At 54.9% G+C, this 14,257-nt stretch carries 14 protein-coding genes; 9 read left to right on the plus strand and 5 right to left on the minus strand.

The features are described from left to right. The first annotated feature begins 6 nt into the window (after window positions 1–6). Window positions 7–510 carry a gluconokinase gene (locus IB237_RS01775; RefSeq protein WP_192486889.1) on the plus strand — a complete coding sequence of 168 codons (504 nt, stop codon included), beginning with the start codon at window positions 7–9 and terminating at the stop codon, window positions 508–510. Window positions 511–607: 97 nt separating this feature from the next. On the opposite strand, the gene IB237_RS01780 is transcribed toward IB237_RS01775, so the two are convergent. The 3 genes from IB237_RS01780 to IB237_RS01790 form a co-directional block, all read right to left on the minus strand. Next, on the minus strand, window positions 608–1,906 hold the full coding sequence (locus tag IB237_RS01780; protein ID WP_371815248.1) for an NAD(P)/FAD-dependent oxidoreductase: 1,299 nt from the start codon (window positions 1,904–1,906) through the stop codon (window positions 608–610). A 7-nt stretch (window positions 1,907–1,913) separates the two neighbouring features. Beyond that, window positions 1,914–3,272, minus strand: coding sequence for a glutamine synthetase family protein (locus IB237_RS01785; protein WP_192486891.1), 1,359 nt, complete (start codon window positions 3,270–3,272; stop codon window positions 1,914–1,916). A 408-nt stretch (window positions 3,273–3,680) separates the two neighbouring features. Further along, window positions 3,681–5,177, minus strand: a complete 1,497-nt coding sequence (locus IB237_RS01790; RefSeq protein ID WP_192486892.1) for a CoA-acylating methylmalonate-semialdehyde dehydrogenase — start codon at window positions 5,175–5,177, stop codon at window positions 3,681–3,683. A gap of 106 nt (window positions 5,178–5,283) precedes the next feature. Between IB237_RS01790 and IB237_RS01795 the strand changes: the two genes are divergently transcribed. The 8 genes from IB237_RS01795 (at window position 5,284) to IB237_RS01830 (ending at window position 13,050) form a co-directional block, all read left to right on the plus strand. Next, window positions 5,284–6,165, plus strand: a complete 882-nt coding sequence (locus IB237_RS01795; protein WP_192486893.1) for a LysR family transcriptional regulator — start codon at window positions 5,284–5,286, stop codon at window positions 6,163–6,165. A gap of 167 nt (window positions 6,166–6,332) precedes the next feature. Then, entirely contained in the window at window positions 6,333–7,256 is a 924-nt protein-coding gene (locus IB237_RS01800) for a DMT family transporter (RefSeq protein ID WP_192486894.1), read from the plus strand. 367 nt (window positions 7,257–7,623) lie between these two features. Further along, window positions 7,624–8,739: a DUF475 domain-containing protein gene (locus IB237_RS01805; RefSeq protein WP_192486895.1), complete on the plus strand. Its 1,116-nt coding sequence runs from the start codon at window positions 7,624–7,626 to the stop codon at window positions 8,737–8,739. 367 nt (window positions 8,740–9,106) lie between these two features. Beyond that, entirely contained in the window at window positions 9,107–9,472 is a 366-nt protein-coding gene (locus IB237_RS01810; RefSeq protein WP_192486896.1) for a MarR family winged helix-turn-helix transcriptional regulator, read from the plus strand. Next, window positions 9,469–10,314 (plus strand): NlpC/P60 family protein, encoded by an 846-nt coding sequence (locus IB237_RS01815; protein ID WP_192486897.1) that lies wholly within the window; start codon window positions 9,469–9,471, stop codon window positions 10,312–10,314. Before IB237_RS01810 ends, IB237_RS01815 begins: the two co-directional genes overlap by 4 nt. A 119-nt stretch (window positions 10,315–10,433) precedes the next feature. Continuing rightward, a complete protein-coding gene (locus IB237_RS01820) occupies window positions 10,434–10,784 on the plus strand; it encodes a hypothetical protein (RefSeq protein WP_192486898.1) in 351 nt (116 codons plus the stop codon). A gap of 153 nt (window positions 10,785–10,937) precedes the next feature. Continuing rightward, a complete protein-coding gene (gene pncB, locus IB237_RS01825; RefSeq protein WP_192486899.1) occupies window positions 10,938–12,242 on the plus strand; it encodes a nicotinate phosphoribosyltransferase in 1,305 nt (434 codons plus the stop codon). 121 nt (window positions 12,243–12,363) lie between these two features. Further along, window positions 12,364–13,050 carry a class I SAM-dependent methyltransferase gene (locus tag IB237_RS01830; RefSeq protein WP_192486900.1) on the plus strand — a complete coding sequence of 229 codons (687 nt, stop codon included), beginning with the start codon at window positions 12,364–12,366 and terminating at the stop codon, window positions 13,048–13,050. Window positions 13,051–13,214: 164 nt separating this feature from the next. On the opposite strand, the gene IB237_RS01835 is transcribed toward IB237_RS01830, so the two are convergent. Together IB237_RS01835 and IB237_RS01840 are read right to left on the minus strand one after the other, a co-directional pair. Then, a complete protein-coding gene (locus IB237_RS01835) occupies window positions 13,215–13,619 on the minus strand; it encodes a RidA family protein (protein ID WP_192486901.1) in 405 nt (134 codons plus the stop codon). Window positions 13,620–13,672: 53 nt separating this feature from the next. Further along, window positions 13,673–14,227, minus strand: a complete 555-nt coding sequence (locus tag IB237_RS01840) for a TetR/AcrR family transcriptional regulator (RefSeq protein WP_192486902.1) — start codon at window positions 14,225–14,227, stop codon at window positions 13,673–13,675. Window positions 14,228–14,257 lie beyond the last annotated feature (30 nt).

Genomic DNA, 14,257 nt, shown 5'->3' on the forward strand with positions numbered 1-14,257 from the left:
TGCGTTATGAGAAAAGCAATCGTCGTCATGGGCGTCAGCGGCTGCGGCAAATCCACGGTCGGTGAAGCAATCGCTGCAAAGCTTGGCATTGAGTTTCAGGAAGGCGATCGCCTTCATCCTCAGTCGAATGTTGAGAAAATGGCAGCAGGCATTCCGCTGAACGACGACGATCGTTGGCCGTGGCTGGATTTGATTGGTGAGGAACTGCGCAACGGCATTGCCAAGGGCGGCATTGTCATCTCGTGCTCGTCTTTGAAAAAGACTTACCGCGAGCGCCTTCGCAATGCCTGCGACGGTGATCTGGCATTTGTGTTTCTGAATGGATCGCTTGAGCTGCTGACCGAGCGCATGGGTGCCCGCACCGGCCACTTCATGCCACTATCATTGCTCACCAGCCAGTTGGCAACCTTGGAAGACCCGACCGGCGAACCGGGCGTGGTGACCGTCGATATCAGCCATAGCCCTGAGGTGATTGTTGAAAATGCCCTTGAAGGGCTGAAGCAGGCTTAAAGCCTTGCGGCCCGGCCATTGTCCGGTGCGGCCTTCAACTTCCTGACATGACAAAAGCGCGCCCTTGCAAACAGGACGCGCTTTTTTATTGGCTATTTTACACGCCCAAACGGTCGCGCAGGCCGTACCACCATGCGCCAAGGACAGTCAGTGGCACGCGGAATGTCTTGCCTCCGGGGAATGGCAGGTTTGGCAGGGATGACCACACGTCGAAACGTTCGGCGTGACCGGCCACTGCTTCACCGAGAATCTTGCCGAGAAGGTGGGTGGTCGTGACCCCATGCCCACTATCACCATGCGAGAAGTAGACATTCTCGGCCAGTTTGCCCATGTGCGGAATACGCGTCAAAGTCAGCGCAAAATTACCACTCCACGCAAACTCGATTTTGGTTTTTTCCAGCTGCGGGAAGGTCTTCAACATATTGGGGCGGATAACGCCGGTCAAATCTGCCGGGTCTGACCCGCCATAGCCGATGCCGCCGCCATAAAGCAGCCTGTTGTCGGAGGTGCGGCGGTAATAATCGAGAATGTAATTGGCGTCTTCGACACAGTAATTGGCAGGCAAAAGCTGCTGGATCAGATCGGCATCCAGCGGTTCCGTCGCCATGACCTGGCTTGACACCGGCATCATCCTGTCGCCGATTTGCGGCAGCAATTTACCGAGATAGGCGTTGCCACAGACCAGCACATATTTTGCAGTGACCTTGCCGGTTGCCGTCCGCACGATTGGATTTGTACCGAATTCAACCGCAGTGACACGTGAGTTTTCGTAAATACGTCCACCGAGACTTTCGACCGCGGCGGCTTCGCCCAGCACTAGGTTAAGTGGGTGAATATGCCCGCCAAGCTTGTCGATCATGCCACCGGCATAACGATCGGTCTTGACGTATTTCGAAACCTCTGCCTTTGAAACCATTTCGAGGCCGGTGTGCCCGTGTTTTTCCCAATGTGCCTTGTGCGCCTCCATTTCGCGGATTTGCTTATCGGTAAAGGCGGCGAAGAACCCGCCATGAACCAGATCGCAGCCGATTGAATATTTCGCCACACGGCTGCGGATAATCTCTCCGCCTTCCAGCGACATGGCTGCCAGTTTTAGCGCCTTGTCTTTTCCGTAACGCCCCGCAATGGTTTGCAGGTCGCGGCTGTAGCCGTTGACGATCTGGCCACCATTGCGACCGGATGCGCCAAAGCCAATTCGCTCGGCCTCAAGAACGACGACGGAGTAACCGCGTTCACTCAATTCAAGGGCAGCCGACGTGCCGGTAAAACCGGCACCGATCACGCAGATATCGGCCTCAACATCGCCTTGAAGGGCAGGGCGGACAGTTTTGTCGTTGGCGGAAGCCGCATACCATGAAGATGTGTGGCCGGGGTTTGTGCTCGCAGAAGAAACCATGCTCATGTCACACCGTCCTGATATATGCGTCATATTCGACGTCGGTTACGCGCAGCGAAAACTCGGAAAGCTCCTGTTGTTTGCAGGCGGAATATAGCGTGCGATATCTTTGTCCAAAGGTCGCGTAGGCAAAGCTGGATCGTGCAAAGCGCTGCAACGCATAGTCCCAGTTGGTCGGCAAGGGTTCGTGGTTGATTGCGTGGCTGTCGCCAGCAATAGCGCCGCCGGGCTGGCGCTTTTCCTTCATGCCGGTCAACGCTGCATTGAGGATCATTGCCAGCACCAGATAGGGGTTGGTGTCAGCGCCGGCGACACGGTGCTCGATACGCGTGGCAGGTCGGCTGGCAGTAATCACCCGCACGGCAGCAGAGCGGTTGTCGAAACCCCATGAGGCATAGGTTGGTGCGTGTTCGCTGGGTCGCAGGCGGCGGTAGGAGTTGGCGTGTGGTGCAAACACTGCCATGCTTTCTCCCATGTTTTCCAGAAGTCCGCCAACCGAATGCATCAGTGCATCGGATGGACCATCAGGCCCGATGAAGATGTTGTTGCCGTTTTGATCCAGCACGGAAAAATGCACATGCATGCCGTTGCCAGCCTGTGTGCCATAGGGTTTGGCCATGAAGGTGGCATCAAGGTCATGTTTGCGCGCAACGCCCTTGACGATACGCTTCAGGAACACCGCAAAATCTGCGGCCCGTAGAGCATCCGGGACATGGTTGAGGTTGATCTCATATTGGCCGGGGCCATTTTCACGCAATGTCGTATCGGCCGCAACTTTCTGTTCGCGACATGCCGTTGCCACTTCGTGGAAGACGTTTTCGAAATCCTGTAATTCCGAAATCGAAAGCACCTGGGTCTGCCCGGTATGCCAGCGGCCTTCACGGCTTTTCGGTGGACGGACTGGGTCAAGGGCAGAGCGCACAGGGTCGATCAGGTAAAACTCAAGTTCCGTTGCGACAACAGGTGTTAGACCCAGCTTTTTGTAGCGGTCCAGCACCTGCGCCAGCACGTGGCGTGGATCGGCGAAAAAGCCGTTTCCATCGGCATTTTTCATCGCCAGCAGAACCTGTGCGGTCGGACGTCCAAGCCATGTCACGCGCGAAAGCGATTCCGGGACGGCGTAACAAATCCCGTCGGGATCACCTGTTCCTTCAGCAAGCCCGGCGGCGTTGACGTCCCGGCCCCAGATATCAAGGGCATAAACGGAGCGCGGCACGGCCATTCCTTTTTCCAGAATATCCAGCGCGCGTTCGCGCGGAATCCATTTCCCACGCGGAACACCGTTCACGTCGATGACAAAGGCTTCTAGAATTTCAATGTCGGGATTTTCATTAAAAAAGGTCTTTGCGTATTCAATATTATCCATTCAGGCACCAAAGGTCTGTTTCCGTTCATGCGACATGTCCGCTTGTCGCTAACGAAAAACATCTCTTTGCTGGTAGATCAGAAAACGCGCCACCATAACCCGCAAACACCCCATTATCGGCCGGTCCGGTTAGGTCCAACCTTTCTTGATTGAGAGCATGTTACGTGCACTGCGTGCAGAAGGCCAGCCATAAAGCGCATTACGAGAGCGAGTGGTCACGATCTCTGCAATTGCAGCTGCAAAACACAACGCCCGCAGCAATTGATATGCTACGGGCGCGTAAAATGAGAAACTTAGATTGGATTACTTCATTGTCGGCATAACGAACTCGGCGCCAGACTTGATGCCTGCCCGTGCGCCCGCAGCAAAGGGAGCTGCGAGGACGCACAGTCCAAGATCCATCAGGCGTCACTTCATTGTCGGCATGACGAACTCGGCGCCAGACTTGATGCCTGATGGCCAGCGTGCGGTGATGGTCTTGGTTTTGGTCCAGAACTTGATGGAGTCTGTACCGTGCTGGTTGAGGTCACCGAAGCTTGAAGCCTTCCAGCCGCCGAAGGAGTGGTAAGCCAGCGGAACCGGGATTGGTACGTTGACGCCAATCATGCCAATGTTGATACGCGATGCAAAGTCACGAGCCGCATCACCATCGCGGGTGAAGATAGCAACGCCGTTGCCATATTCGTGCTTCATCGGCAGATCGATAGCTTCTTCGTAGTTCTTCGCGCGGACAACCGACAGGACTGGTCCGAAAATTTCCTGCTTGTAGATATCCATGTCGGTCGTGACGTTGTCGAACAGGCAGCCGCCGACGAAATAACCGTCTTCATAACCCTGAAGCTTGAAGTTACGGCCGTCAACCAAGAGGTTTGCGCCCTGCTCAACGCCGCTGTCGATGAGACCCTTGACGCGTGCCTGCGCTTCCTTGGTAACCAGCGGGCCCATGTCCGCCTTGTCATCGGTGTAAGGACCGATCTTAAGGGCTTCGATTTGCGGGATCAGCTTTTCGACGAGACGGTTTGCGGTCTCTTCACCAACCGGAACGGCAACGGACACCGCCATGCAACGTTCGCCAGCAGAGCCGTAACCTGCACCCATCAGCGCATTGACAGCCTGATCGAGATCGGCGTCCGGCATGATGATCATGTGGTTCTTGGCACCACCGAAGCACTGGGCGCGCTTGCCGTTCATGGCAGCCGTACCATAAACGTAACGGGCGATTGGCGTGGAGCCGACGAAGGATACTGCACCAATATCCGGGTCGGTCAGGATGGCATCGACGGCGCCCTTGTCGCCATTGACGACATTGAGGATGCCTGCCGGCAGACCAGCTTCGATCATCAGTTCTGCAAGGCGGATTGGCAGCGATGGATCGCGCTCGGATGGCTTGAGGATAAAGGCGTTACCGCAAGCAATGGCCGGTGCAAACATCCACATCGGGATCATGCCTGGGAAGTTGAACGGTGTGATACCGGCACCAACGCCAACTGGCTGGCGAATGGAATACATGTCGATGGCAGGTCCGGCACCTTCGGTGAATTCGCCCTTTGACAGATGCGGAATGCCGCATACGAATTCGCAGACCTCAAGACCGCGAATGATGTCGCCCTTGGAATCGTCGACTGTCTTGCCGTGTTCGCTGGAAAGCAGAACGGCAAGTTCGTCGATGTGGGTGTTGAGAAGCTCAACGAACTTGAAGAAAACGCGGGCGCGACGCTGCGGGTTGGTCGCGGCCCACTTTGGCTGTGCTTGCTTGGCGTTCTCAACAGCCGCACGGATTTCAGCTTCGCTGGCCAGTGCCACGGTTGCCTGAACTTCACCGGTTGCCGGGTTGAAAACATCAGATGTCCGCCCACTGGTGCCGGCAACATGTTTGCCGCCAATGAAATGACCGATTTCCTTCATGATGATCCTCCAAATTGAATTGGCGGCAGCATTACGCTTTGAATTGCACAAATCAATGGTCTCGAATAATCATCTGTTGTGCAAGTTTCAACATAAGGGCCGGCAGATGAATTGGGATGATGTGCGCTGTTTTCTGAGCGTGGCCCGTTCCGGACAGTTTCTGGCCGCGGCAAAACGGCTGGGTGTCAACCACGCAACGCTGAGCCGCAGGGTATCTGCATTGGAAACCTCGCTCGGTAGCCAACTGTTCTTGCGCAGTACCAATGGCTGTGAATTGACGGAGCAGGGCGCCCGCTTTCTAGTTTCTGCCGAACGTATGGAGGTGGAAATGATGAACGCCCAGGCAGATCTTGGCCGGGTGGATGCAGCGGTGGCCGGCACGGTGCGTATCGGTGCGCCTGACGGTTTCGGTGTTGCCTTTCTTGCACCACGGCTTGGGCCCCTGATCGCCCGTTATCCGGCCCTTCGGGTGCAGCTTGTACCGGTTCCACGCTCGTTTTCGCTGTCACAGCGTGAGGCGGACATCGCCATCACCATTGAACGGCCGGACCAGGGCCGACTGGTGTCCGCCAAGCTGACTGATTATTCACTCGGCCTTTATGCCTCGCGCAGCTATGTGGAGACGAAAGGTACGCCTCCGCAGCTGGAGGCGCTCAAAGACCATGCCCGGATTGGTTACGTGGAAGATCTGATCTTCGCGCCATCACTCAATTATACTGGCGAGATCATGCGCGACTGGGATGCCGCCTTTGAAATCTCCAGTGCCATCGGCCAGACGGAAGCGGTACGCTCGGGTGCCGGCATTGGCATTCTGCATGATTATATAGCGCGGCAATATCCGGAACTTGTCCGGTTGTTTCCGCAGCACAGCATTTTGCGGTCCTACTGGACGACCTATCATGAATCGGCACGTGAACTCGTGCGCGTGCGTACTGTTGTGCAGTTTTTGCAGGAACTGATTGCCCAGGAGAAAAGAAACTTCACCTGATTCAGACATTTCGCCAGTAAATCAGTGTCCGTTAGCATTCGACGGGCCGGAAAATAAAAAATATTACTTTTGTTGCGAATGGCAATCATCGCTGTCTTGACACAACCGACAGGGAAAGAGACTTGTAGGGCAGAAAAACACCAATCCTGGATGAAAAGACCCCTGATATGACCGCATTTTTCAAACGTTTGTCCCCATCCAGCCTTGGCGTATGCGTAATGTTGCTGGGAATGCTGATGTTTGCCCTGAATGACGCAATGGGGAAATGGCTGGTTTCCACCTATTCTCTCGGTCAGGTCATCCTTATTCGTAGCGTCGCTGCAATCGTCATACTATTGCCTATTCTCTGGAAAGTCGGCGTCAGCGGTCTGGTGAATATCGAACGGCGCGGCCTGCAGTTTGCGCGTGTTTGTTTCTCGACGATCGAAATTTTCTGTTTTTATTACGCCGTCATTTCACTGCCTCTGGCTGATGTGATGACCTATTGGTTGGCAGCTCCGATCTATGTTGCGGCACTGTCTCCATTCATTCTTGGCGAGAAGGTTGGTTGGCGTCGTTGGACCGCCATCGCCATTGGTTTTGTCGGTGTGATCATCGCCCTCAAGCCAAGCTCGGCAAGCCTGACGCCGGCTGCATTTTTGTCGATTATTGGCAGTGCAGCCTTCGCCTTCATGATGATTTCCGGACGACAGCTGCGAAACACCGCCGATACCACTTTGGCTTTTTGGCAGATCGTCGGAGCGCTGCTTGCTGGTGCCGTAGCACTGCTGGTGTCTTCGGATGGGTGGGTGCCGCTTGAATCCACTTTCGATATGTCGTTGTTGTGTCTGTTGGGTATTGTTGCCATGGGCGCGCATGTGCTCGTCAACCGCGCCCTTAAACTGGCCGATGCCGCAGCCGTTGCACCGCTGCAATACACGTTGTTGCTCTGGGCGGTGTTCTTTGGTTGGCTTTTCTTCAATGACATTCCACAAATGTCGATTGTGATTGGTGCAGCACTGATTGTGGTGTCGGGCCTCTACATCTTCTTCCGCGAAAATGCGCTGAAGCGCAAAAAGGCAATTGCCGAATTTCCAAACGACCTCGTGTGAGGATATTTGGCAGCCACACCCGTAAAACGGGAAATGCCGGACAAATTTAGGCGGGAAATAGATCGGAAAACGGTTTGTTTCCCGTTTTTGATGATATGCCAAGCGCTCGGGGGACTTGACGAAATCCCAAACTTGGCAGAGTACATAGAGGCTCGCATCACAAATTTATGATCGGGCAAGAGGAACAATGGTGCCGGGCCCCTCTGGCGAGAGTTTTACGGCGCTCTCGCGATGTCGGTACCGCCTGCAAAGCAGCCGGCGGATTTTATCCCATGAAGACAACAACCACGCTTACTGCGCGTGCCTTTTGTGGCATGGCGTTTTTTGCTGCGCACGCCAGCATCTCAATTCGCGGAGAGATTTGAACATGAGCCTCTCCACCACCCAAAAATCGACCCTTTCCTATTTCAAATGGGCGTTCATCGTAACCGTCGTCGGCCTCATTCTGGGCGGCTATCTCGGTTGGGAGATGACAGGCACCGTCAGCGGCACTGCAACGATCTTCTTCATCTGCGCAGTTCTGGCTGTTCTTGAAATCTCGCTTTCCTTCGACAACGCCATCGTCAATGCCAACAAGCTTAAGGACATGACGCCGGAATGGCAGCATCGCTTCCTGACCTGGGGTATTCTGATCGCCGTTTTCGGCATGCGTATCGTCTTCCCGCTGCTCATCGTGGTTATCGCTGCCAATGTCGGTCCATGGACTGCCATGGTCATGGCTGCGACTGAACCGGATCGTTATGCGCAGATCATGCAGGACGCACATCTGCCAATCGCGGCATTTGGCGGCACCTTCTTGATGATGGTCGGTCTGAGCTTCTTTTTCGACCATGAAAAAGATGTGCATTGGGTGCGTTGGCTTGAAGAGAAGATTTCCACCTACTCTTCTATCAAGGGCATCGAAATCGCCTTCGTTCTGGTCATCATGCTGGTGTTTTCGCGTATCATTGCAGACAGCAGTGATCCGAAACTCGGTCCTGAAGCAGCAAATGTCTTCTTCAGTTCGGCAATCTGGGGTCTGTTGACCTTCTTGCTTGTGGAAGTTCTCGGCGGCGTGCTCGACCGTAGCCAGCAGATGATGCAGGGTGCGGCAAAGGGCGGTTTCGGCGCATTCCTTTACCTTGAAGTCCTGGATGCCAGCTTCTCCTTCGACGGCGTCATCGGCGCCTTCGCGCTGACTTCGAACCTGTTCATCATTGCCATCGGCCTCGGCATTGGCGCCATGTATGTGCGTTCCATGACGATCATGCTGGTTGAGAAGGGTACGCTGGCAGAATACCGTTACCTTGAGCATGGCGCATTCTATGCCATCCTCATCCTTTCGGTGATCATGTACATGCAGAGCCTGTTCCACATTCCGGAAGTAATCACCGGTCTTGGTGGTGCGGCCCTGATCGGTATCGCGCTATGGTCTTCCATTCGCTACAACCGAAATGAACGTGCCCATGAGGTAGCGGAAGAAAAACAGGCTGCTGAAGTCTGATTTTTCATAAGCAACGGACTGATATGAAAATCCCGCCGCACTCCGGCGGGATTTTTTTAGGCAAATGCTTTCGCACTGCACAAATTTTGCTCGATGCCGTTTCGGTGTCGGTTTGGCTTAAATCAGCGCAATACGCTGAAAATACTGCACATTTTGCTTCGTCACAAAACTGGCACGGTTTCTGCTTTGTAAGAGACAAGTCCAGAGGGGACGGAGAACGCCCGCTAAAAGGGTGAAACAGACCGCCGTCGATACTTGCTGTCAGCAAGAACATCGGCGGCGGTTTTGCTTTTGCGTGTTGTGTTTATCAACACAATCAAGGAAAACGGATGTGCAGAGCCATGACCCCTGAGATTTGGAGGGATATTTGCCGGTCGAATTTTCCCCTTCGGAGGCCTTGGGCCTGTGGCACAGGGTGACCCTGAAACAGGTTGAAACCGACGCCCGTGATTTGAGCCTAAGGCAGATGGCCGTTCTCCTGCATGTCTATCTTGTTCCTCCGCCACACACCGTCAGGGGTCTGGCGACAGTACTTGGTGTTACCAAACCGGTGATCACCCGTGCCTTGGACACAATGGGCGACATGGGGCTGATCGACCGCGTGCGCGATGAAAAAGACCGGCGCAACGTCGTCATCAAAAGGACTGTAACCGGTGCTCTTTTCCTTGAAAAATTTGGCGATATGATTATCGAGCAGGCAAGACTGCAAACAACGCCGGAACAACGCCCATGATACTGGATCGTCGCCTACATGCATTTCGCCCGGACCTCGCCGATACAAGGCTGGAGGGGCAGGTTGACGCAACACGGTTTGTGGCGGGTGAACCGGCGCGCATCGCGGTGCCTGTCTGTGCCTTGCGCCCATCGCCTGATCTTGCCAAGGGTATCGACACCGAACTTCTGCTCGGTGAAACCGTGCGGGTTTTTGAACGCGCAAATGGCTGGGCCTGGGTGCAGGCCGATACGGATGGTTACACTGGTTATTTGCCGGAAACGGCGCTGGGGCAGCTTGAGGCTGCGACGCACTGCATCATCGCACCCAGAACCTTTCTCTATCCGGAGGCAGAACTGCGCAAGCCACCAGTAGCAGCTCTGTCCATGGGCAACACGCTGCGTTTTGTCGGTGAGGCTGAAACCCGCGGGACACGGTATCTTCTCACTGAAAAAGGCGAGGGGGTCATTGCGGCGCACTGCCTACCGGTCGGCGAAATTGTGTCTGATGATTATGTGTCCGTTGCCGTCAGATTTATCGAGACGCCATATCTGTGGGGCGGCCGCTCCGGCTTCGGCATCGATTGTTCTGGCCTTGTCCAACTGTCCCTGTCGATGACCGGCAAGACCTCGCTGCGAGACACCGATATGCAGGTCAAATCACTGGGCTTTGAGATCGAGCGCGACGAACTCAGTCGTGGTGATCTGGTGTTCTGGAAGGGACATGTTGGCATCATGGAAGATGCTGAAACGCTGCTGCACGCCAACGGCCACAGCATGACAGTGGCCCGCGAGAATTTCGATGAAGCCGTCAAGCGCATCGGCTGGCTTTACGAATTTCCGACCTCCTACAAGCGGCTTTAAAAGGCGGCTTATGCCGTTCACGAAATCGTTGTTGCAAGCGGCCTGTTTATGGTCGCTGGCTATCCTATATTGCGGATGTAGACGTAGCAGTAAAGGTGGTGGCCGTGGCTGGGATATCAATGAAAGTTTTGGCAATCCTGCCGCTTGTGGCGACCATTGGATTTTCATCGGGCAGCGCCAGCGCGCAGACGATCTATCAGGACGGCTTCGAATTAAGTGCGCCGGATGCCTACCGCGATCTGCCGGGTGTAAAAGATCCCACCACCGCAAAACCAAAGGTACGTTATACCTGCCGCAGTGAAGTACAGACTGGCTCATTCGACAAGCGGCGCTATCGCAGCATTTTCGAAGAGGACCTTCCGGTAAGTGGTTATCGCTGCGAGGGCGGCGGGCTGACCTATTGGGGATCGCAAAATCCGACCTCAAAAGACTGGTACCCCGGCATCAATCCGTCCGACGCCTACAATTGATATGATTTATTGATGCCATTTATCTTTACTGGTGGCTTGTTTCCGGCCCATGGACTTTAGTATGTCTGTTTCTGTGTAGTGACTGGAGGGCAGTTTTGCTTTCACAGTGCAGAGGGAAACCGGCCCACCGGCCGGAAGAGGGAAGCCGCAGACATGACAATGACGGACATCGCCACCCGCGTTCATAACCACGCCTGGAAGCTCGATCCGATCATTCGTAGCCTGATCGATACGGACTTTTATAAACTTCTGATGTTGCAGATGATCTGGAAACTCTATCCAGAGGTCGATGCGACATTCTCCCTGATCAACCGCACCAAGACCGTGCGCCTGGCAGATGAAATCGATGAGGCGGAACTGCGTGATCAGTTGGATCACGCTCGCACGCTTCGTCTGACCAAGAAGGAAACCATCTGGCTGGCCGGTAACTCCTTCTACGGACGCTCGCAGATTTTTGAGCCGGAATTCCTGTCCTGGCTGTCCAGCTACCAATTGCCGGAATACGAACTCTCCAAGCGTGATGGCCAGTATGAGCTGAATTTCCATGGCCGCTGGATGGACACCACGTTGTGGGAAATTCCGGCACTGGCCATTATCAACGAGTTGCGGTCCCGCAGCGCCATGAAATCGCTCGGCTACTTCACGCTGGACGTTCTCTATGCCCGTGCCAAGGCCAAGATGTGGTCGAAGGTCGAACGTCTGCGCGAATTGCCGGGCCTGCGCATCTCCGACTTCGGTACCCGCCGCCGTCACAGTTTCCTGTGGCAACGTTGGTGCGTGGACGCGTTGAAGGAAGGCATTGGCCCGGCTTTTACCGGCACCAGCAACGTTCTACTGGCGATGGATTCTGATCTGGAAGCGGTTGGTACCAACGCGCATGAACTGCCGATGGTGGTCGCAGCGCTTGCCAATAATGACGAGGAACTGGCCGCCGCACCGTATCAAGTGATGAAGGACTGGAACCGCCTATATGGTGGCAACCTGTTGATTGTTCTTCCAGACGCCTTTGGTACCGCGGCATTCCTGAAGAATGCGCCCGAATGGGTGGCTGACTGGACCGGTTTCCGCCCGGACAGCGCACCACCCATCGAGGGTGGCGAACGGATCATTGCCTGGTGGGAAAAGATGAACCGTGATCCGAAAAAGAAGCTGCTGATCTTTTCTGATGGCCTTGATGTCGATGCGATCATCGACACCTACAAACATTTTGAAGGCCGTGCCCGTATGAGCTTTGGTTGGGGTACTAACCTAACCAACGACTTTGCTGGTTGTGCCCCGAAGGAAATTGCCGGACTGAAGCCGATCTCCATCGTCTGCAAGGTCAGCGATGCCAACGGCCGACCGGCGGTCAAGCTTTCCGACAATCCACAAAAGGCAACCGGAGAAGCATCTGAAGTGCAACGATACCTGAAGTTTTTCGGTCAGGAAGACCGAAAAAATCAGGAAGTGCTTGTTTAAGCGAGGCGCCTACCAACTGCTCCATTTACCTGCGAGAAGTGACGCCTGCTCTTGGCAGGCGTCTTTGCTGTGCCTATATCCACTCACGTAACAACAAAAGTGACGTGAGTGGAGTGAGCACATGAATGAGAAAGCGGAAACCCTGTTTAAGGGAAAGGCGGTAAGTTCCTATAATGAAGGGCCGCCACGGCAGGTCCCCGGCTACAGTGATTTGCACAGGATGATCTCGCTGTTACTGGCGGAAGTAACGCCGCAGGGCGGCCGAGTGCTGGTTCTGGGCGCAGGCGGTGGACAGGAAATCAAGGCTCTGGCCGATGCCCATGCCGGTTGGTCCTTTGACGGTGTGGATCCATCGGCCGACATGCTGGATCTGGCAAGGGCAGTGACATCGGCTCATGACAATAGGGTCCGCCTGTTCGAAGGCTACATCGAAGATGCACCACCAGCGCCTTATGATGCAGCCACGGCTATACTGACCTTCCACTTTGTCGCCGAGCAGCAACGTCTGGAAACACTCGTGCAAATACGCAAACGCCTGAAAACCGGTGCGCCGTTCATCGCGGTGCATTTGAGCTTTCCGCAAAGCGAACCGGAGCGCTCGAAATGGATCGCGCGCCACGTCGCCTATGGTTTGGCAAACGGCACCGACCCGGCAAAGGTTGAAAGCGCAAGACAGGCAATTGGCACCCGCCTTTCAATCCTCTCACCGGACGAGGATGTCGCCATGATGCAAGAGGCGGGTTTTTCAAACGTATCGCTGTTTTACGCCGGGCTCAGCATCAAGGGTTGGGTGGCCTACGCTGCTTAGTCTGCCGTGGTTCAAACCTGCCGATGGGGCGACTGTGCCGCACACAAAAATCTCCCCATTACTCTCAACCAACTAATGCAGTGCGTCTTCATTTGTCTGGCTGAGATAACAGGAAAATGGCAGTCCGGTGCTCACAGACGCTGTTGTGGTGCCGCAGTGTTACGTCAGCCTCCGATGACGGCAATTGCATCCATTTCGAACAGAATGGCCGGGTTGAAGAATGCCGTCACCTGCACAAGTGTGCTGGTTGGTGGTGCCTTTAGCTGAATAAAACGGTCCCGTACCTCTCTGAGGGTGCCGAGGTTACTCATATCTGTCAGATACATGCCCAGCTTCACGACATTGTCGAATGTGGTCCCCGCATCAGCAAGGGCAATTTCAATGTTCTCGAACACCTTTTCGGCCTGACGTTTGAAGTCACCTTCACCGACCAGCGCGCCAGTCACATCCATGGGAACCTGGCCGGAAATGAAAATTGTCTTGGCGCTGGCCGGGACAATGGCAGTGTGCGAGTAACTCGCGGTTGGCGGTAAGGTTTTTGGAGTACGAAAATCAATCAAAGAGGACATGTAAGGGTCTCCAAGTCATAAGCGAACATCGTGGCACGTGTCGGCCGACGTCCTTATGGATATTTAGGCTCTTTGTTCAGGACTGTTTTGATGTCGGCAAAGATTGAAGCCCATTCGTCATCGGAAATATCCATCAGGCCAAACCAGCGTAAAGCGAAGGCCCCTTCGGTGGCAAGAAATGCCAACCGTGCGGCGCGCCCTTCAAGCGTCGTCACATCAAGACCTTCCGTGCGGCTCTCATACCATTTCTTGGTCGAGGCCAGATATTCTGGCGACAGCATCAGCGCCGCCATCAATCCGGCGGCCTTGTAGTTTGCCGGCTCGTCAGCCTGCCGTGTCGCCTCCACATGCGCCCAGACCTTGGCCTGCGGGTCGGGAGCCTCGCCGGCAATGTCCTGGAACTTCTGGTCGTAGGTCACGAACCAGCGCGACACCATCGCGTCGATAATCGCATCCTTGCTGGCAAAGCTGTACTGGATACCGCCCTTCGTTACGCCAAGTGACTTTGCCAGCGCATCAATTGTCAGGGCGGCGGCTCCTCGCGAGCGCACAATGTCTTCGGCGGCATTCAGAATGATCTCCCGATCGATGGTTTTCTTTCGTCCCATGCCTTGCCTCTTTTTAATTCCATACGTATG

It is taken from the genome of Agrobacterium sp. AGB01, assembly GCF_014851585.1.
In the GTDB taxonomy this organism is placed as follows: Bacteria; Pseudomonadota; Alphaproteobacteria; order Rhizobiales; family Rhizobiaceae; genus Agrobacterium.